Annotated in this window: 20 protein-coding genes; all 20 read right to left on the reverse strand. The window is 29.0% G+C overall.

Features of this window, described 5'->3' with window-relative positions:
- Positions 1 to 180: 180 nt before the first annotated feature.
- The 20 genes from spoIIE to purR all read right to left on the reverse strand — a co-directional run bounded on the left by spoIIE (position 181) and on the right by purR (position 21807).
- Positions 181 to 2550: a stage II sporulation protein E gene (gene spoIIE / locus I2H23_RS12290; RefSeq protein ID WP_092921431.1), complete on the reverse strand. Its 2370-nt coding sequence runs from the start codon at positions 2548 to 2550 to the stop codon at positions 181 to 183.
- Between the two features lie 89 nt (positions 2551 to 2639).
- Positions 2640 to 3560, reverse strand: a complete 921-nt coding sequence (locus I2H23_RS12295; protein WP_195581703.1) for a Ppx/GppA phosphatase family protein — start codon at positions 3558 to 3560, stop codon at positions 2640 to 2642.
- A gap of 129 nt (positions 3561 to 3689) precedes the next feature.
- Entirely contained in the window at positions 3690 to 3974 is a 285-nt protein-coding gene (locus tag I2H23_RS12300) for an FtsB family cell division protein (RefSeq protein ID WP_092921435.1), read from the reverse strand.
- A gap of 6 nt (positions 3975 to 3980) precedes the next feature.
- Complete coding sequence (gene yabQ, locus I2H23_RS12305) at positions 3981 to 4475, reverse strand: spore cortex biosynthesis protein YabQ (protein ID WP_092921437.1); 495 nt, start codon at positions 4473 to 4475, stop codon at positions 3981 to 3983.
- Entirely contained in the window at positions 4476 to 4730 is a 255-nt protein-coding gene (locus I2H23_RS12310; protein ID WP_092921439.1) for a YabP/YqfC family sporulation protein, read from the reverse strand.
- Between the two features lie 61 nt (positions 4731 to 4791).
- A complete protein-coding gene (locus I2H23_RS12315) occupies positions 4792 to 5034 on the reverse strand; it encodes an RNA-binding S4 domain-containing protein (RefSeq protein ID WP_092921441.1) in 243 nt (80 codons plus the stop codon).
- Positions 5035 to 5122: 88 nt separating this feature from the next.
- Positions 5123 to 5401: an HU family DNA-binding protein gene (locus I2H23_RS12320; RefSeq protein WP_092921443.1), complete on the reverse strand. Its 279-nt coding sequence runs from the start codon at positions 5399 to 5401 to the stop codon at positions 5123 to 5125.
- Between the two features lie 70 nt (positions 5402 to 5471).
- Entirely contained in the window at positions 5472 to 6926 is a 1455-nt protein-coding gene (gene mazG / locus I2H23_RS12325) for a nucleoside triphosphate pyrophosphohydrolase (RefSeq protein WP_092921444.1), read from the reverse strand.
- A 209-nt stretch (positions 6927 to 7135) separates the two neighbouring features.
- Positions 7136 to 8749 carry a putative polysaccharide biosynthesis protein gene (locus I2H23_RS12330; RefSeq protein ID WP_092921446.1) on the reverse strand — a complete coding sequence of 538 codons (1614 nt, stop codon included), beginning with the start codon at positions 8747 to 8749 and terminating at the stop codon, positions 7136 to 7138.
- A gap of 260 nt (positions 8750 to 9009) precedes the next feature.
- Complete coding sequence (locus I2H23_RS12335; protein WP_092921448.1) at positions 9010 to 9549, reverse strand: stage V sporulation T C-terminal domain-containing protein; 540 nt, start codon at positions 9547 to 9549, stop codon at positions 9010 to 9012.
- Between the two features lie 99 nt (positions 9550 to 9648).
- Positions 9649 to 10653, reverse strand: coding sequence for a peptidylprolyl isomerase (locus I2H23_RS12340; protein WP_092921450.1), 1005 nt, complete (start codon positions 10651 to 10653; stop codon positions 9649 to 9651).
- A 19-nt stretch (positions 10654 to 10672) separates the two neighbouring features.
- Entirely contained in the window at positions 10673 to 14059 is a 3387-nt protein-coding gene (gene mfd, locus I2H23_RS12345; RefSeq protein ID WP_092921452.1) for a transcription-repair coupling factor, read from the reverse strand.
- 15 nt (positions 14060 to 14074) lie between these two features.
- Positions 14075 to 14635, reverse strand: coding sequence for an aminoacyl-tRNA hydrolase (gene pth / locus I2H23_RS12350; protein WP_092921454.1), 561 nt, complete (start codon positions 14633 to 14635; stop codon positions 14075 to 14077).
- A 13-nt stretch (positions 14636 to 14648) separates the two neighbouring features.
- On the reverse strand, positions 14649 to 15278 hold the full coding sequence (locus I2H23_RS12355; RefSeq protein ID WP_092921456.1) for a prepilin peptidase: 630 nt from the start codon (positions 15276 to 15278) through the stop codon (positions 14649 to 14651).
- Between the two features lie 56 nt (positions 15279 to 15334).
- Entirely contained in the window at positions 15335 to 16111 is a 777-nt protein-coding gene (locus I2H23_RS12360) for a prepilin peptidase (RefSeq protein ID WP_092921458.1), read from the reverse strand.
- 181 nt (positions 16112 to 16292) lie between these two features.
- Positions 16293 to 17357, reverse strand: coding sequence for a type IV pilus twitching motility protein PilT (locus I2H23_RS12365; protein ID WP_092921460.1), 1065 nt, complete (start codon positions 17355 to 17357; stop codon positions 16293 to 16295).
- A 541-nt stretch (positions 17358 to 17898) separates the two neighbouring features.
- A complete protein-coding gene (locus I2H23_RS12370; protein ID WP_092921462.1) occupies positions 17899 to 18849 on the reverse strand; it encodes a ribose-phosphate diphosphokinase in 951 nt (316 codons plus the stop codon).
- 86 nt (positions 18850 to 18935) lie between these two features.
- The gene (gene glmU, locus I2H23_RS12375; protein WP_092921463.1) at positions 18936 to 20309 is read right to left on the reverse strand and encodes a bifunctional UDP-N-acetylglucosamine diphosphorylase/glucosamine-1-phosphate N-acetyltransferase GlmU; all 1374 of its coding nucleotides are present in this window, start codon (positions 20307 to 20309) and stop codon (positions 18936 to 18938) included.
- A 201-nt stretch (positions 20310 to 20510) separates the two neighbouring features.
- Complete coding sequence (spoVG, locus tag I2H23_RS12380) at positions 20511 to 20789, reverse strand: septation regulator SpoVG (protein ID WP_092921465.1); 279 nt, start codon at positions 20787 to 20789, stop codon at positions 20511 to 20513.
- A 148-nt stretch (positions 20790 to 20937) separates the two neighbouring features.
- Positions 20938 to 21807 carry a pur operon repressor gene (gene purR, locus I2H23_RS12385; RefSeq protein WP_195581704.1) on the reverse strand — a complete coding sequence of 290 codons (870 nt, stop codon included), beginning with the start codon at positions 21805 to 21807 and terminating at the stop codon, positions 20938 to 20940.
- Between the last annotated feature and the right edge of the window lie 14 nt (positions 21808 to 21821).

A 21821-nucleotide genomic window follows, 5' to 3' on the forward strand; every position in this document is an offset into this window, starting at 1 on the left:
TATATTGTTAATAAATACTTTTAGTTTATTTGTATACAATTTCATTGCATCAAAAAAATATTTTTTTATTTATTGTTTTACTTTGTCGAACTTTGTGTTTTCAATATATATAGGCTAATATTACTCAACTCTAAACTTATCCACATTTTAATAACATGTTATTAACAATATGTTGATAAGTTAATTTTTATATATCTTAGTAACTAATACTGTCATATCATCCTCTATAGTTTCACCTTGCATTTCAAGAGATTTGTCTAGTATTAAATTAGCTATCTCTTTTGGATTGGTAGTTTGCATATCTTTTATGAAGTATATTAACCAGTTATCACCCATATTGTTATTCTTACCAGCATCTAATATTCCATCAGATACCATAATTATATAATCACCATCTTTAACCTTTGTTGTCTTTCTATCTAAGTTTATATCACATAAAATCCCCACTGGTAATGATGATGAGGATATTAAATCTATATCTTTATTATCTCTCATTATATATGTAGGGCATGCCCCCATCTTTATAGTTTCTAGTATTCCTCTTTTTAAATCAACTATTCCTAAATCTAATGTAGAGAACATCTCATCTGACGATTTTAATAATAACATGTTATTAATTGTGTTGATAACTATTTCATCTTCAATTTTCGCATCCATCATTTTTTCTAATATATCTATAGTTATAGATGATTCTTCATATGCTTTTCGACCTTTACCCATTCCATCGCTTATGGCCATCATATATTTACTATCTCTTATCTCCATATGTGTATAATTATCCCCACATAATATATGTCCATCTTTTGACATTGATATCACTTCAGTTATAGCTTTATATTTTTGACTTCTACTAAAAGTTATTTTACATTCTTGACCTAAAGATCTACATCCAACCTTTTGAGCAGATACACTAGTTCCCATATAATCAGATATAATATTTGTTAGCTTTTTATCGCATAGACATCCATCTATGCAGTTATCTTTATTTATTACTATTTCAAAGTCATCATCACTCTTTGTTATATAATTTATCTTGTTTACTGAAATGCAGTTTCTTTCTAATTCATCTTTTAAATCATTTTCTTTCTCTAAGTCTAGCACAATATTATTTTCTAAATCATAGGATATAGACTTCATAGATTTTGATATACTTCTTATTTGGTTTGCTATTAATTTTCTACTTTCTGAAAATCTTACTGTCCAATTATAATCTACTAAAAATAACTTATAATAATTATTTATTGTTTTAATTACTCCCTCTGGAGTTATACATTCTTTTATAAAATCCTCTGGTACACTGTCTATTTTAAGTTCTCCTTCTTCCTCTATGCTTTGTAATATTTCATTCATAAGAGTATATGTATAATTAAATTTTAAGTCCCAGCATCTTCTTTTCATTCCACAGTTTTTACACTGATCAATATAAATCATATCTATTATACTTGCTATGTCCTTTTGATCTACAACTTTTTCTTTTTCTCTAATCTTATCAAAAGTATCTGCTATACTATCATAAGCTTTGCTCATATTTAATAGTCTATTATTAGTTAAGCTTTTCATTCTATCTATATAGTCATTAACTACTTCATTAGAGTTCACATTAACTCTTATCCTATTTTCTATTCTATCAAAAGCTTTCTTTGGTAATAATAATACTATTAAGCACCCTATTAACATATCCCTCATTTGTTGAATATCCAATCCAACACCTAGACTATAGCCATATATCATAAACCAAGATAATATATACCCTATTATACAAATATATTTGTTTAATTTGTTAAAAGCCCCACTTATTAGTCCCGATACAGAGAACACTCCCATATATATAGCACTAGTTATATCACTTATCATAAATGCTATTCCAACTATAACCCCAGAAGTAGCTCCCATAGCTGCACCTCCAATAATAGATGCCATAAGAATAAGTATTGTAGACAAGACTGTTTTTAAAGACACCCCTAAGATATACATATCTCCTATTCCCATAATACTTAAAGTAACTATTATACTTAAAGATATAATTTCTTCTACATTCATAGTTATTTTCTTATTAGAGTTACTCAGCAAATCAATACCATAAGAAAATATATATATTCCGATAAATACTATAGACGATTCCATAATTGCTATAAAAATATCATATACATATCTATTAGATAAAAGAGCTTGTCCAATAGATATAGGTAATATAATAAAAGTTCCCAAAAGAGCTATCTTCCAGGTTGAATTAACACCTTTAATTTTCTTGTTTATTGACATATATATAATTAAGCATAGGATATACTTCAAAATATAAGGCATAGTGTTTCCGGATAAGATTATTCCCAACAACGTTGCCATAAAAGCAGGAAGTCTATATTTTTCTATCTTAGATACATATATGAAAAATGCTAATCCCAGAGGTGCTATAGTATCCATCAAAATAGTCCTACTTAGCAAAAATGCCATTGATATAAATACAATTGTATTTAATTCCATATATCTATTAAATTTTCTATAATTAATTTTAATAGTTTTATCTTTTAATTTTACTGAACTCTTCTCCATAAAAAAATCCCCCTCTTTTGTTTATAATGAGATTGTAACAAAGAGGGGGGTAATGTTTTTGTCATAATGAGTTCTCTATAATAAAAACATTAAGACATATTTTTTGATTTTTGACAGATTAATCCTTCCAAATTATCGTATTCACTTACAATTATTTTTTGACTTTCTAGTTTTTCCATTATTTTATCTAGTATTTTTACACCAGCAGTTATAATATCTGCTCTTTTAGGCTGTAATCCTTTTAATCTTTTTTTATCATTTAGTGTCATATTCTTTAAACTTTGTAGAACTATATCTATATCTTTTTTGCATATTTCACTATTGTGTATTTTTTCCATAGAATAGACTTCTAATTCCTGGTTAATTGCTGATAAAGATGTTATAGTTCCGCCTATGCCTACAAGATAACTTATATTGCAACTTTTTATATACTCTAATGTATCTTTTAATGTATTTTCTATGAAAAATTCCATATCTTCAAATTCTTTGTTATCTATTGGATCTTTTTTTAAAAATTTTTCTGTCATCCTTAAGGCTCCTACATTTTCACTTTTAGCAAAACTTATTCCTTTTCGGTTTCCAATTATAAACTCTGTTGATCCTCCACCAATATCTATTACTAATATATTACCTTTTTCATTTAGACCTTCTAACACACCCTTAAATCCTAAATTTGACTCTTCTACGCCACTTATTATTTCTATATCTATGCCTGTTTTTTCTTTGGCTAAGTCTATAAATTCATTTTTATTCTTGCTATCTCTTAATGCAGAAGTTCCCATTGCATATATTTTTTCACAACCTTCTTCTTTACATATATCAGAGAATGTTTCTAGTGCTTTTATATTTCTATCTATCGCTTCTTTATTTATATATCCTTCTTTATCTACACCTTGTCCTATTCGTGTAGTATTTATAAATTTTTTTCTATTTTCTATCTTGCCATTTATATAATCAGCCACTAAAAGTCTCATTGAGTTTGTTCCAATATCAATTGCTCCTATCTTCATTGGTATATCTCCTTTTTCTTTTTTGTTCAATAATAAGGTACAACTAATTTTTTAACTATATATGTTAATTATCTCATATTTACATGCATTCATATACCTTAAATATTTATCATCTAAAAAGAAGGTAACTTAGTTACCTTCTTTTATATCAATATATATGATTTCCCCTGGCTTAACCATATTTAAGCGTTCTCTAGCCATAGTCTCTAGGTCGTTATTACTCTTTGCTTTTTCAGCCTCTTTTATTTCTAGCCTAGTCTCTTTTATTTGCTCATTGAGACTATAAATTTCTTCTTTATATTCATTATACTTTTTTAGTTGAAATATAAATCCACTCATCATGCCTACTATTATGACACCTAAAAATAATGTTAATACTATAAACTGGCTCGAAAATTTTTTTCTTAAGTTCATATTAACCTACACCTTTTTTCTTATTTTTATCTTACCTAATGTTTTTCTCTTTACTCCCCTATTTATAAGTACAATCATATTAGGTATATAAAATATCATATCAAATAAAAAGTGTAGTGTGTATATCATAACGTAATACAAATTCTTCAAAATACTGACTATGTACTTTGTGGTATTTTTGATTAATGCTGTTAAAATATATAATACTTTATTCATTATTGCTAAAACAAATTTGCTTATGGTGTTGTAATATAAAATAAAACCAATAAATAAGGCTAAAAAATGATAATATCTCAGTTCAAAAGATTCTATTGCATTTACGGTTATAAAAACTGTTATTGTAGTTAAAATCCAAAATAATGCATCAAAAACTAAAGAGCAGTATTTTATAAATTTAAAATTTGATTTTATAACTCTATAAATATCAAATAATACGCCTACAACTATCCCACCGTAAATAGTTGCAAAAAAATAACTAGCATCTTGAGTAAACGGAGTCATCTACTTAAACACCTTCTTAAAAAAGCTTTCTTGTGTTTTTCTTTCCTTGGAGTAAATTATAGCATTTATGGTTCCATCTACATTTATAACTTTCTCGTCTATGCTCAGCTTACTCATATCTAGGTTTTCACCTTCTATTACCATTTCACCTGCGCTTGTTTTAACTTCTACCTTTTTATCGCTAAAGGAGTAGATGTGCTCTACACCAGAAACAATTAAATTGCTCCTATCCTTTAAGGTTATATTATGTTCCATAGTATCCCCCCAGTAAATTTTCAATTAATACTACTATAAATATACTGAGGATATCCTATTTTTATTCTACTATTTCATACATTTCTTTTGCATCATTTTTTAATACATGCTCTCTTATTTCATTTATCTTTACCTTCATAACTTTTTCTCCAAAAGTTATTTCTAATAAATCCCCTACATTTACTTCTGATGAAGATTTTGCAACTTTCCCATTTATAGTAACTATCCCCTTATCACAAGCCTCTTTAGCTACTGTTCTTCTCTTTATTATTCTAGACACTTTTAAAAATTTATCTAATCTCATTATCTAAGTTCACTTCCTTAAAAAATTATATTTATATTAGTATATAGAAAAAGTGTGGTATAAAATTCCACACTTTTTAATTTAATAATTATCCATTTATTATATCTTTAAGACCTTTTCCAGCCTTGAATACTGGAGCTTTAGAAGCTGGTATTTCTATAACTTCTTCTGGGTTTCTTGGGTTTCTTCCTTGTCTAGCAGCTCTCTCTCTAGTTTCGAATGTTCCAAATCCTACTAATTGAACTTTTTCTCCACCTACTAATGCTTCTTCTACTGATTTCATAAAAGCGTTTAATGCTGCTTCTGCTTCCTTCTTAGTTAATTCACTCTTTTCTGCCATTTTTGCAACTAATTCAGCTTTATTCACGATACTTACCTCCTAAAAAATTTATATAATAATAGAATTCTTATTTTTAAATTCTAGTTTTTAGCTAAAATTATAACTTATTAGCTTTTGCTTCATTCCAAAGGTTGTCCATTTCTTCAAGGCTCATATCTTCTAATTTTTTGTTTAATTTTCTTGAGCCTTCCTCAACAAATTCAAATCTATTTATAAATTTTTGACTTGTAAGGTTTAATGCTTCTTCTGGATTTATACCTAAAAATCTGGATAAATTTACTATTGAGAATAATAAATCTCCTAGTTCTTCCTTTATGTATTTTATATTTCCTTGTTTGTGTTCGTCAAGTAATTCTTTATATTCTTCCTCAACTTTTTTTAATACATCATCAATATTATCCCAGTCAAATCCTACTAAAGCTGCTTTATATTGTATTTTTTCAGCCTTTGTAAGAGCAGGTAAATATTTAGGTATTCTTTTTAATCCTTCTGTTACGGTGTCTTCACCTTTTTCTTCTTTTTTTAACTCTTCCCATGTTTTATCAAATGTATTCATATCAATATCTTCATTTTTGAAAACATGAGGATGTCTATGTATAAGTTTTTCGCATATACCAGCTACAACTTCTTTTAAATCAAATAATCCTTCTTCTTGTCCTATTTGACAGTGGAATATAACTTGTAAAAGGATATCTCCTAGCTCTTCTATCATTTCATCTATATCATCGTTATCTATAGCTTGACAAAGCTCGTACGCTTCTTCTATGACATATTTTTTTAATGATTCATGAGTCTGCTTTTTATCCCAGTCACAACCACCTGGACCTCTTAAAGTTTCCATTATTTGATATAAGTCATTTACTGTATTATACACTTTTTTAGAGCTTTTTGGTATATATAAACTCGTTAAATAATCGAATTTATTTTCCATTCTATCTAGCTCGAATAAAGGTACATATTTCTTACTTTCTAGATTTTTGACACCTGCACCACTTACTATACATACTTCTTGATCATAATCATAATACTCCATTAATTGTAACTTAATATTTGAAGCTATAAAGCTATCATATATTTGAGTTATTATCATTGCAGTATTTGTATCTATATAGGAATTTTGTATCTCAAATGCATCTATCAACTTAAATCCATCTGCAGGGTCTACTGCTAAGTAGTTAAACATAGCGTCTACAAAACTCATAGATGCAATTGTTTCTACTTCTATGCCCTTTTCTCTTGCCATAGATTCTATTATACCTACAGACTTTTCTGCAACTCTTGGATGCCCTGGGACAGCATATACTAAGTCCCCTTCTTTAGATGTTTCTATTATAAATTCTGAAATCTTTGTATATACGTCTTCAAAGTTTTCTTCTTTTTCATAAAAATAATCTAGAGAAGTATATTTTATAGATTCTTTTAGCTTGTCCACTGTTGGATGTTTCTCTGTTCGTAAGAATATCTTTTGAGCTGACTGTAAGGCTTCTAATGCTCCCTGACTAATTAAAGAATAATCTCCAGGGCCAAGTCCTACAATACTTATCTTACCCATAATACCACTCCTCTTAATTTATTTCAATTGTTAGTTATCTTATAAATATGTACTATCTAATTCATAAATATTATGTTCATGAATCTGCCTTTTTATTTAATTTTAAGGAAATTATGCCTAATTCTTATTAGTATTAGGCATAATTTTTTGACTATATTTAACAACAACTATAATTATTTTAACATATGATGTTCTATAGTAGTGTTTTTCTATTTCATAAGATTAAATTTTTTAAGTATTCTATAAAGTTTATCACCTTTTGGAATAGTTAATAATTCTTCTTTCTTAATTCCACCTATAAATATAAGTACTAATCCATAGATGACAGCACCTATACATATTGAGATTACAGTAGATAATGTATTACCTAATATTCCAAATAAGAATCCATAACTTAACTTAACAACTATAAACATACTTATAACTGTTATTAGTGGTTTTATAATAAATTCACTTGGTGAGAATTTTACTTTCATCACTTTTCTTATGTAAATGATTTCGATTAGCGCTGCTACTAGATATGCAGTAACTGTACCTAGAGCTGAACCTAATACATTTATTTCATATATACCTGTTAATGTATAACTTATTACTACCTTAAATAGCATACCCATTAATAAAGCTATTACAGGTACCATTGGTTTACCCATACCTTGAAGTATACCATTCATTGTTTGTATTAATCCTAAGAATATTATACATGGTGTAAGTACTAATAATATAGTTCCTACATATGCTGGCTCTTTAGGATATAATAAATGCATTATTGGACCTGCTAATGATGCAATACCAAATGCTGCTGGTAAAACTATTAGTAAAGTTACTTTTATAGCTGTCTTTGTATCTTTTCTTGCCTTAATTTTGTTGTTAACAGCATATGATTCTGATATAGATGGAACTAAACTCATACTCATAGATATCGTAACAACTGATGGTAAGTTGATTATAGACATAGCTAATCCTGTTAATTGCCCAAATAACGCTAATGCTTGACCAGGAGTATATCCTGCTTCTGTAAGTCTTCTAATAACTATTACATTATCTATCATATTTACTAAAGGCATAACAGATGCACCTATTGTTATAGGTATAGCTACTACTAGAAGATTTTTCATTATCCTAGCTACTGATTCGTCTTTGAAATGAGCGCTAGCTTCATTCTCATATTTACGTTGTTTTCTTTGTCCTAAATAAACTAGTATTAAATAACCTATAGATGCTACTGCACCTATTGTAGCCCCCATTATAGCCCCTGCAGCTCCTAGTTTTGGACCGTAATTATTCATTAGATAGTAAGCTAATCCTAACCCTAATATAACTCTGAAGAACTGCTCAAGGATTTGAGATATAGCTATCTTTGTCATTTCTCTTTTACCTTGGAAATATCCTCTATAAGATGACATCATTGGTACGAATAAAAGCGCTGGTGATATAGCCATCATAGCGTAGTATGCGCCTGGGTTTTCCATTATGTCATTTACTATGTAATCTGCTCCAAAGAAGAATATACAGAATGCCACTAAACCAGTTATAAATAAAACTGTATATGACACTTTAAATATTTTATGAGCACCCTTATGGTCTCCAATTGCGTTCTTTTCTGATACTAACTTTGCAAGTGCAGTTGGAAATCCTGCTGTTGCTAGTGTTAAAAATAAAGTGTAAACAGGATATGCAGCTTGATAATATCCCATCCCCTCTGCCCCAATTAGGTTTCCAAGAGGTATTCTGAAGAATGCCCCCATTATCTTTACAATTATACCTGCTAATCCAAGTATAAGGGCACCTTTTAAGAACGAGTCTTTGTTCTTGTTATTACTCATAACACGACCTCCATATTTTTTGTATAACAAACTTTAATATATCATATATTCAATAGTATGTTCAATATATTACTATAACTTTAAATAATTAGCTTTATTGATGAACCAAACGACTTTGTATCTTAATCTAAATCACTTTTTTATATATGTAAATCAATTGATATTACTTATACTTACAGTTTTTCAACATTTTAAAAATTTAATTTAATATTCCCTATAAAAAAGACCCAAATTTATTTGGGTCTTTGACTTTATATCTTTTACTGTACTTGCTTTCCTAAGAAGTTTGCTGCTATTTTTAATATTTTTTCTTCAGCTTCTGACATATCATCTGATTCTTTTGCTACTAGTGCTATTGATCCTATACAGTCACCTGATGAGCTTATTATAGGTATTATAATTTGTTTTTTATAATCCATGCTGTCATCTTTATGTAAAGGTATCAGCTTAGTATCCTTACTAGTTTTTGTTTCTCTATTTTCTATTAATTGTTCTAATTCATCACTTATACTTTTTTCTTTATATTCTTTTTTAGGTAATTTAGAAACAGCTATTATAGAATCTAAGTCTGTAACAACAACACCTAAACCAAGTGTTTCTCCTAAAGTTTCTGTGTATTCTTGAGAAAATTCATTTAACTCTCCAATTGGTGAGTATTTTTTTAGGATTACTTCTCCATCTTTAGCTGTGAATATTTCTAGAGGATCTCCTTCTCTTATTCTTAAAGTTTTTCTTATTTCTTTAGGAATAACAACCCTTCCTAAATCATCTATTCTTCTAACAATTCCTGTCGCTCTCATGTTTAGTTTATCCCTCCATAAATTACTTTAAGCTTATTTTTACCAATGATAAGAAAAATATACAAAAAAGACTATGCATAATTTGCATAGCCTTTATATTTATATTTTTATTTTGTCTAATACATCTTTATTTTTCTCTATTTTAGCTTCTTTTGTAAGTTTAGTTACTTGTTCAGTGAATTTTTCATTAAGTAATATAGTTTTTATTGAATCTTTTACATCATTATATGGAGTTTGTTCATTTACTTTATCTGTAACTTTTATTATATGGTACCCAAAGCTACTTTCTACTATGTCTGATATTTCACCTGGCTTAAGATTAAATGCTGCTTTTTCAAATTCAGGAACCATCATTCCTTTGCTAAAGTACCCTAAATCTCCACCTTGTGCTGCTGAACCTGGATCGTCAGAATTTTCTTTTGCAAGTTCTGAGAACTCTTCTCCTAATTTAGCTCTCTTAAGTAGATCTTCTGCTTTTTTCTTAGCTTCTTTTTTCTTTTCATCAGAAAGTGGCTTTCCATTTTTATCTTGTGTTGAAACTAATATATGTGATGCTTTAACTTCATCTTTGTAGTAGTCTTTTTTATGGTCTTCATAATACTTTTTCATTTCTTCATCAGATATTTTAATAGTCTTATCAAAATGTTCTTTATAATTTTGAACAGCTAAATCTTGTTCTTGTTGAGTTCTTAGGAACTCATCATTAGCTCCTATTTTTTCCATATCTTTCTTGTACTCTTTATCTGAATCTATATTTTTCTTTAATTCATTATATTTTTTGTCTACTTCTTCTTTAGTAGGTAGTAAATTATCTTTTTTTGCTTGTTCATATACTACTTCTACATTTATCATTTGGTCTAAGATATTTTCTTTAAACTTATCTCTATATTTAACGCCTTTTTCAACTTCTGTGTCCCATACATTTTTTCCATACATAGCCTCTACTGATTGCTTGTATAACGCTAGAGTTGTTTCGTATTCACTAACAGTTATCTTTTGACCATTAACTGTAGCTACCGTACCATCACCTTTAGGCGAGTTTGAGCAAGCTGTGACAGATAACCCTACCATCATAGCTACTGCAACTGACATTAGTTTTTTCATTTGAACACCTCATTTAATTTTATTTTATACTACACATCTTTTCTAATAGTTCTTCCAACTCAATCACTATATTATACCCTATTTTTTCACTTGTTTTGTATCTTGTTATTGGAGCAAGTATTATTTCATCTTTTAACTGTCTAACTTTTTCTATCTTTAGCTTTTTACACAATGTTTTTATATATGCTATTCTTAATAAACATTTAACAGATTTAGGTATATCAGAGAATCGATCCTCTAATTCCTCTTCTACTTCCTTCATATCTTCTTTATCTTCTATAGATGCAATTTTTTTATACATTTCTATTTTCATTAACTCATCACTTATATAACTATCTGGTATATAAGCATTTACACTTAAATCTATTTCTACATCTATTTCTTCGATAATAGCCTCACCTTTAACCTTTTTAATAGCTTCATTTAACATCTTGACGTATAAATCATATCCTATTACAGCCATATGCCCATGTTGCTGAGATCCAAGTATATTTCCTGCACCTCTTATTTCAAGGTCCCTCATAGCTATTTTAAACCCAGAACCAAATTCTGTAAACTCCCTTATAGCTTTAAGTCTTTTCTCTGCTACTTCACTTAATACTTTATCCTTTTCATACATTAGATAAGCATAGCCTTGTCTTGAACTTCTTCCTACCCTACCTCTTAACTGATAAAGTTGTGCAAGGCCCATCTTATCTGCATCATATACTATCATAGTGTTAGCATTAGATATGTCCATACCAGTTTCTATTATAGTTGTACAAACCAATACATTATAATCTTTATTTAAGAAACCTAATATTATATCTTCTAAAGCTTTAGAAGTCATTCTACCATGAGCTACGGCTACTTGAGCATCTGGTACTAAACGTTGTATCATACTAGCCATTTCTTCAATTCTTTCTACTCTATTATATACAAAGAATACTTGACCTCCTCTTGCTAGTTCTCTCTCTATTTCATCTTGTATAACACTTTCTTTTGCTTCTGTAACATAAGTTATTACAGGATGTCTTTCTTGAGGAGGCTCTTCTATAACACTCATATCTCTTATTCCACTTAGCGACATGTGTAGTGTTCTAGGTATAGGTGTTGCTGATAAAGTTAATACATCCACTGTTGATTTTATCTTTTTAAGAGCCTCTTTATGTCTTACTCCAAATCTCTGCTCTTCATCTATAACAACTAATCCTAAGTTAGGTAAGTTTATGTCCTTAGAAACTATTCTATGAGTACCTATAAGTACATCCACCAAACCTTTTTTAGCATCTTCAATTATTTGTTTTTGTTGCTTAGGAGTTTTAAATCTACTTAATACTTCTACTCTTATTGGGTAATTATCAAAACGCTCCCTAAAAGTATTATAATGCTGTTGAGCTAGTATTGTCGTTGGAACTAATACTGCAACCTGCTTTTGCTCCATACAAGCTTTAAAAATAGCTCTTATAGCTACCTCAGTTTTACCATACCCAACGTCTCCACAAACAAGTCTATCCATAACTTTATCTGATTCCATATCTTTTTTAGTATCTTCTATGGCTTTTAGTTGGTCATCTGTTTCTTGATGTGGGAATAATGATTCAAACTCTAGCTGCCAAGGAGTGTCTTCAGAGAATTTGTAACCTTTTACTTTTTCACGTTTAGCATATAGCTCTATAAGGTCTTTTGTCATATCCTCTATTTCTTTTTTAACCTTAGCTTTTGCCTTAGTCCACTCATTTGTTCCTAATTTATTAAGCTTTACCTTCTCTTCCTCTACCCCAATATACTTTTGGACTTTGTCCATTTGGTCTATTGGTACATATAAATTGTCTCCACCTTGATAGACTATCTTCATATAGTCTTTTTTTACGGCATTCACAGTTATTTGCTCTATTCCTGTGTATCTACCAACTCCATTATTCTCGTGTACAACATAATCTCCTACACTTAACTCTAAGAAAGATTCTATTTTTTTACCTTTTTTAGATTTTTTAGACTTAGATGACGATGTTCTTTTATGTACACCTATCATTTCATTATCAGTTATAACTGCATACTTTATAGATTTATACTCAAATCCACTACTTATACGAGCTGGTATTATTATTATTTGAGACGATTTTATCTCTATATCCCTACTTTCTGAGATAGTTGATTCAAGCCCTAAATCCAATAAATCTGAATTTAATTTCTTAGCTCTATCAAGAGTATTCGTAGCTAAAATTATTTTATATCCATTGTATTTTAATCTATTTAATTCTTCTACTAATATATCTACCTTAGCATTAAAAGTTGGTATTTCCCTAGCCTCAAAGTTTACAATTGATTTTATATTAAAATCATTTATAGGCCTTGGTAGTAAAGTGTTTATTACAAACTTTTTATTAGATGCAATAAATTCTAAATCTGAATAATGATATAAAAGTTTCCCTTGATTTTTAAGTGCCAATCCTCTTTCAAGATTTACCTTATAATTTTCTTTGAAAGTATGTATATAATTTTCACATCTTTCCTTAAGTCTGCTTATATCACTTATAAATACTATTGCATCTTCACTTAAATAATTAAAAATACTCTTATTTTCATCTGTATATATATAATCTATATAATTTTCTATTCCTTCAAAGTAAGTCTTATTAAATATCTTATCTATATTCTGTAAAACATCATCATCTGTATGCTTACTAACGTCTTTTTTCATTCTAGCCACAGATTCATCTATATTTTTAGGGTATATAAACTCTCTAGACGGAGTTATAGAAAATTCTTGTATCTTTTCAATAGATTTTTGCGTAAAAACATCAAAAGTTCGTATAGATTCTATTTCATCATCAAATAGTTCAATACGAATTGGATTTGTGTATTCTAGAGAGAATATATCTATTATTCCTCCCCTTATACTAAACTGACCAAAACCTTCTATCTTAGAAACTCTTTCATATCCTAACTCAACTAATCTCTCACTTAGTAATTCTACATTTAGAGTATCACCTATCTTATGCGTTGATATATTCTCTAAAAGAACATCTTTAGGTATATATTTTTTTAAAGCAGCTTCAATAGATGTTACCAAAATTATTTCCTCACCTTTAGCCAATTTTAGCAACACCTTTAATTTTCTAGCTTCTTCATTTCTATCCTTTGCATCTAAATGGTAGAAGTAAATATCTTGAAAACCTAAATACTCCACCTTATCCTTAATATAAAAGTTTAAATCATCATATACTTTTTTAGCCTCTAAATCACTACTTGTTATAATTATCATTTGTCTAGATAAGTCCTTGTATAGTGAATATGCAATATGAGGTTTTTGTACAGGTAAAAGCCCATTAATAAGTAATGAGCCTTTGTTTTTCTGTATAGAGTTTATAACTTCTTTATATTCTTTGGAATTTTGCAAAGGGTATACAAATACATCATTCATATTAATTCCCCCTCACTATCCATTATATTTGTTCATAGATAAATCTATATCTTCCTTTATTATAGTCTCAACAGCATGATATGCTTTTTCAAGACCTCTTTCTAAATCATCAACTTCTTCTTTTCTAAATCTTGAAAGAACGAAATCTGCTAAATCTTGGCCTGGCATAGGCTTAGATACTCCAACTCTAACCCTTGGAAATTCTGTTGAACCTAAACACTTAACGATCGATCTCATACCATTATGAGTTCCACCACTACCTTTTTTTCTTATTCTTAGTTTACCCACATCTAAGTCAATATCATCATATATTACTATTATATTGCTCAAATCTACCTTATAGTATTTATATATATCTATTAAAGTTTCACCACTTAAATTCATGTATGTTTGTGGCTTAACTAATAGAACTTTTTCAGAACCTATTCTTCCTTCTCCTATTAAGGCCTTATGCTTTATTTTCGTCACTGATATGTTATATTCCTTTGCAAGAATATCTATAACATCAAAACCAACATTGTGTCTAGTTTTTTCATATTTCTTGCCTGGATTACCTAACCCTACTACTACGTACATATTTTGTCCTCCTCTATTTACTTATTATGCCAAAATATAAATTTAATATATCATAATTTGTTATTATTATTGTTATTGTTGCTAAAGATATAAATGGTGCAAATGGTATTTTCCTCTCCTTATTACTTTTATACAAAAGTATATATATCGAATACGGACAAGCTAAAATAAATGATAAGGCGATTAAATACATTGAATAGTTATGCCCTAATACAAAACAACATAAGCAGTATACGCCTATGTCTCCTTGTCCTAATGATTTTGTTGTTGTGGCTAATATATATGGTACAATAAGTCCTATTAATAGTGCAATGATATGGCTCATTGTGTTAACATCATACTTTATTGTAATTAGAAAAATTCCACCTTGAATTATTATACCACTAAGTACAGTTATATCATATATATATGTAGTATGATAATCTATTATTGATATAACTATTATAAATGGTATTAGCGATAAGTACTTTATTGACTCTGCGTTTACTCCATATTTGTAGTAGATTAAAGACATTGATAACAGATTTAATGTGTAAATTATTATTGTATTTAGCTTATTTTGATTAAGTTCATCACATATTTTATATATTTTTTTATTGCATATATATGATGTTATTATTGAAATTAATACTATATATATCATAATCTAAACATAGTAATAGGGTCAATTTAATTATTGACCCTATTTATATTATCTAATCATAAAAACAAACTCATATACCAATCTATTATAGATGTTCCACATAGAACATTAATTAATGTTCCTATGGATATAAATGGTCCATAAGGTATCATTGAATTATATTCTTTGTTTTTTATCTTGCTATATATTATAGTACAAACTCCGTAAATTGCTCCTACATATACACTTAATAATACTGTTAGTAGTCCATATTTCATTCCTAAAAATAGTCCTACCATACCAAAAAGTTTGATGTCTCCCCCACCCATTACTTCTTTTTTTACTAATAGCTCTATCAGGTATATTAGTACTAGTGTACCTCCTCCACAGATTAGCCCTCCTAGTAAACTTTCTTTTAACCCGATTCCTTGTCCTAGGATATTAAAAGCTAGAGCTCCTATACTACCGAAAATTATTAATCCATCGGGTATTATATAGTGATCTATATCTATGAAGGTTATTATTACTAATAGTGATACTAATAACAAGTAGTATAGTGTTATAGTGTTTAGTCCGTATACTTTATATACTAATACAAACAATATACCTGTTAGAAGTTCTACTAATGCATATCTTGGCGGTATCTTTTGTTTGCAGTATCTGCATTTTCCTCCTAGAAAAGTCCAGCTAAGTACAGGGACTAAATCTAATGGCCTTAGTCGTGTTTTGCAATTGTAGCAATGTGATGGGGGATTTGATATTGATTGTTTATTTGGTATTCTGTATATACATACGTTAAAGAAGCTGCCAAATATTATTCCAAATATAAAAAAATATATATAATACATTCCCATCTGTCAATTTATCTCCTTGTTTAATTTTTTATCATATTATAAATAGTTTACATATCCTGAGTCACATTTAAATTTTAGTATCAAGTTTATATCATCTATAAAAAATTTTACTTTTTCTCATTATATTTTCCAATTTTATCTATATATTTTTGTATTAAACTGTTTATATTTAGTTGCTTGATTAATAATTAATCCCTCCAACTAATCTGGATGTGTATTCGTAGTCAGAGCACTTACTTAATACACTATCTCTTGATATTTTTCCTTCTCTGTATAAATTTACCAACCCTTGATCCATAGATTGCATACCTAACTTAGAGCTTGTTTGTATAATATTTTGTATTTGATATGTTTTATTTTCTCTTACTAAGTTTCTTATTGCTGGTGTGGCTACCATAACTTCTAATGCTGCGACTCTATTTGTTCCATCTATAGTTTTTATTAATTGCTGTGATATAATCCCTTCACATACTGTTGATAATTGAGTTCTAATTTGCTGTTGCTGTTCCGGTGGGAACATATCAACTATTCTATCTATTGTCTTAGCCGAGCCTACTGTATGTAAAGTTGAGAAAACTAGATGTCCTGTTTCTGCAGCAGTTAAAGCTATTGAAACAGTTTCAGGATCTCTCATTTCTCCCACTAAAATAACATCTGGGTCTTGTCTAAGCGCTGATCTAAGTGCTGAATTAAAGTTTTCTGTATCGCTACCTATTTCTCTTTGATTTACTATTCCTTTTTTATGATGATGAACATATTCTATAGGATCTTCTAGCGTTATTATATGTCTCTCTTGAGTTGAGTTTATTGTGTCTATTAAACTAGCTAAAGTTGTGCTTTTACCGCTTCCTGTTGGTCCCGTTACGAGTACTAACCCTTTACTCTTTTCTGTAAAACTAGCTATAATATCAGGTAATCCTAAGGTTTTAAATGACGGTATTTTAGATGTTATAGTCCTTACAGCTATTGCATATTTACCTTTTTGCTTATATGCATTTATTCTAAATCTATCCCCACTTTTAAAAGATACGGATAGATCCACTTCTCCGTGTTCTTCTAGAATTTTAAATTTTTTATTTCCTGCTATTTCCCTGGCCATAATTTCAGTGTCTTTTTCAGTTAAACTTTCTTCATTTAACTTTACGAAGCTTCCTTTTATCCTAGCTATCGGAGGAGTATCTACTGTTATATGTACATCTGATGCTCCTAACTCTACTGCCATTTCTAATAAATTAAATATATTCATAATTTTCTCCTCATATATTATAGTTTTTAAATATACTGCTATAGTAAACTTATATAATTAAATTGCATCTTATAAAATTTAAGATGCAATTTGAATGTTGTATATTAAATTTTTAATTTTAGTGTATCTTGAAATAGATTATACTTTTCTGGCTTTTTAGTATTGAGGGTTATCTGTGTCTAACCTAAGGATATCTTTTTCTGATCTATAGACTATAAATTGGATATTAGCTGAAATATCTCCTCTAGCTTTAGATTAAATTCTTCAAAAACTTTTAAGGCTTCTTTAACTTCGTTATTTCTGTATCTGTTAATACAAGGTCTAGTAACTCCTGACCTTGATCTTCAACTTCTCTCATTACTTCAGAAATTATTTAAGCTAATATATATAGTCAATGTCCTAAATCTTTTTTTAGCTTAATTTTACCTGAATCACTTATTTTACCTTAAATTCCATATTAAACTTTATCAAATATTCTTTTATCCATTTTAATTGCGACAAAATAAAAGGATACCTATATAGGTATCCTTTATCTATTTGACTAGAATAACTTACTAACTGACTCGTTAGCAAATATTTTCTTTATAGCATCTCCAAATAATGGAGCAACTGTTTCTATTTGTACTTTATCTATTTTCTTTTCTTCTGGAAGTTGTATAGTATCTAAAACTATTAATTCTTTTATTGCAGAGTTTTCTATTCTTTCCATAGCTGGTCCTGATAATACTCCATGAGTACAGCAAGCATATACATCTTTAACACCAAATTCTTTTAAAGCATTTGCTGCATTTGTTATAGTTCCCGCTGTATCTATCATATCATCTAATAATATAACATTCTTACCTTGCACATCACCTATTATGTTCATTACTTCACATACGTTAGCTTTAGGTCTTCTCTTGTCTATTATAGCTATTGGAACATCTCCGTTTAAATTGTTAGCAAAGTTTCTTGATCTTGTTACACTTCCTAAATCAGGTGAAACTACTACTAAATCTTCTATATTCTTTTTGTTGAAGTAATCAGCTAATATGCTTCCTCCTTGTAAATGATCTAGTGGTATATCGAAGTAACCTTGTATTTGTGCAGCATGTAAGTCCATAGTTAATACTCTGTCTGCACCTGCTGCTGTTATTAAGTTTGCAACTAATTTAGCTGTGATTGGATCTCTTGCCTTAGCTTTTCTGTCTTGTCTTGCATATCCATAGTAAGGTATAACTGCAGTTATTCTTCCTGCTGATGCTCTTCTTAATGCATCTATTATTATTAATAATTCCATTAAGTTGTCATTAACTGGACTATTAGTTGATTGAACTACGAAAACATCACAACCTCTTACTGTTTCATTTATGTTTACGCTTATTTCACCATCACTGAATGTACTTACTTGGCAGTCACATAATTCTACACCTATATGATCTGCTATTTTCTTAGCTAATTCATTAGATGCATTTCCTGCTATTATTTTTATTTCGCTTCCGCTAGTGTTCATGTAAATCCTCCCAAAATTTTTGAAACTTTGTTTAATTTATTTAAAATCTAGGCTTTTGCCTAAAAAAATAATAAGCTGTTTAGTTGCTATTTTTTATCCTTTTGATCTTTCTTCTCTACCCAACCTTCTTTGTTCACTTGTCTTTGTCTCGCTACTGCAAGCGCCCCTTGTGGAACATTGTCTGTTATAGTTGAACCTGTTGCTATATACCCTTTTTCTTCTACAGTTACTGGTGCTACTAGATTAGAGTTAGAACCTATGAATGCTCCATCTTTTACTATAGATTTTGCTTTATTTTTACCATCATAGTTTACAAATACTACTCCACATCCTATGTTTACACCTTTTCCAACATAAGCGTCTCCAATATATGCTAGGTGAGATGCTTTAGAATTATCTTCTATTGTAGCATTCTTAACTTCTACGAAGTCTCCTATCTTTACATTGTTCCCTATGTTACTCTTAGGTCTTAAATATGCATATGGTCCTACTGTAGTGTTTTCTCCTACTACACTATCAACTATAGTTGAATTTTTCACCTCTGTATAATCGCCAATTTCTGAATTTGTTATACTACAATTCATTCCAATTATACAACTTGAACCTATTTTTGTACTTCCCATTAACATAGTTCCTGGATATATTACTGTATCATTTCCTATTTCAACTCCAGCTTCTATATATGTTGAATTAGTATCTATGATTGTTACTCCATTTACCATGTGAGATTCATTTATTCTTTGTCTCATTATTTGTTCTGCTCTAGATAACTCTACTCTTGAGTTTACACCCATTAGTTCTTCTATTGTAGAACCGTTGAAAGCTCCTACTTTAAGACCCTTATTTCTCATTATTTGTATAGTATCTGTTAGGTAGTACTCTCCTTGTGCATTGTTGTTATCTAATAAATCTAAAGATTCTCTTAAACTCTTTCCATTGAAGCAGTATATTCCTGAGTTTATCTCTTTAGCTAACTTTTCTTCTTCTGAAGCATCTTTTTGCTCTACTATTTTTAGTAAATCTGAATTTTCATCTCTGATTATTCTTCCATACCCCGTTGGATTGTCTACTACTGTTGTAAGCACTGTTGTGTGATACTCATTTTCTATGTGATAATCGAATAGTTTTTTAAGTGTTTCTTCTTTTACTAAAGGTGTGTCTCCGCATAATACTACGATTATATCTTCATCATTTATGTATTCTTTAGCCATCATGACAGCATGACCAGTACCTAATTGCTCCGTTTGCATTGCTATCATTGTATGTTCTGGTAGTTTTGATTTTACTACTTCACTTTCGTGGCCTAATATTGCTACTATATCGTTAACCCCTGAATTTTTACATACATCTATTACGTGGTTAACCATTTCTTTTCCACATACTTTATGAATTACTTTTGGGAATTTAGACTTCATTCTCGTTCCTTTTCCTGCTGCAAGGATTATAGATTTAAAGTTCATTTCTCCACTCCATTCTTTATAACTATTTTATCTATGTTATTATATTATGTATATAATATAGTTTGTATACAATACTTTGTTACTACTAATTAATATAACACCTTTTGTCAAAAAAGTATACATTTAAACAAAAATTTTAAATATAAAAAAGAGTCGAATAGTTCGACTCTTTATAATAAACAATAAAAAAATTCTATTTAATTATTCAGCTGCAACTTCTAATTGAGCAACTGCTTCATGATATGCATTTAGTACTGCATCTTCTAATACTTGTCTCATCTCTGCGTTTATTGGATGAGCTATATCTCTAAAATTACCTTCCCCTATTTTTCTACTTGGCATAGCGATGAATAAACCATTATGTCCTTCTATAACCTTTATATCATGTACAACAAATAAGTTGTTAAAAGTTATAGACACTATACACTTCATTTTTCCTTCGTCAGTTATTTTTCTTATTCTTACGTCAGTTATCTTCATCCTTTTATATCCCCCTTTTGAATTTGACAAATTAATGTATTTATAAATTTTATATATATATTTACTTATAGTTTAGTATTCTATTAAATATTTGAATATCCTTTTTTATTTTTTGAAAATTTATGGTTTTTGTAAATTTATTTTTTACCTAATCTTCTATTATTTCTTCTATGTCACAATCCCCTTCGACAAATTCTTTCTGATATTCATCTTTAAATGTCTTTAAATTTGGTTCTACTATTATATTATCTCCATTTACATCTAATTGAATTAAAGATATATAATCTTTTACCATTTTGTCTTCTGGCTTCATTGTAGATATAAATACTCCCGTTCCTATAACTTCCGCTCCAAACTCCCTCATAAGATCTGTCATACCTTTGATTGTACCTCCACCTCTCATGAAGTCATCTATTAATATAACTTTGCTATTCGGCTTAACTGCTCTTCTTGGTAAACTCATACTTTCCACTTTAGAAGTATTTCCACTAACATAAGTCATACTTAGTGTAGGTCCTTCTGATACTTTTATATCTTTTCTTATTATAACAAGTGGTAAATTCATTGCTTTAGCTGTCATAAGAGCCATTGGAATTCCTTTAGTTTCCATTGTCACTACGCAATCAGCTTCTGCATAATCTATATTTGATGCAAATATTTTACCTATTTTTGATGCTATAGTAGGATCATATATTAAGTCTATTAAATATAAAAATCCTCCTGATAATACTCTAGATTCGTCACTTATTTTTTGACATAATTCCATTAAAAATTCTTCATTTTCTGCTTTTGATGTCTTTGGTATATATTTTACTCCACCAGCTGCTCCTGATATTGTTATTACTTTCCCTAGTTCTAATTTTTCAAAGACATTTTTTACTACTATTAAATCTTCACTTATTGTAGATTTAGCAGCATTAAATTTATTTGTAAAATAGCCTAATGTAAATATCTTATTTGGATTGTCCGATAATATCTTTACTATGGAACCAATTCTTTCCGTTCTTTTAAATTTCATGCATTTAACCTCCT

Origin of the sequence: Romboutsia sp. BSD2780061687b_171204_C1 (assembly GCF_015560225.1) — a bacterium.
Taxonomy (GTDB): domain Bacteria; phylum Bacillota; class Clostridia; order Peptostreptococcales; family Peptostreptococcaceae; genus Romboutsia_C; species Romboutsia_C hominis.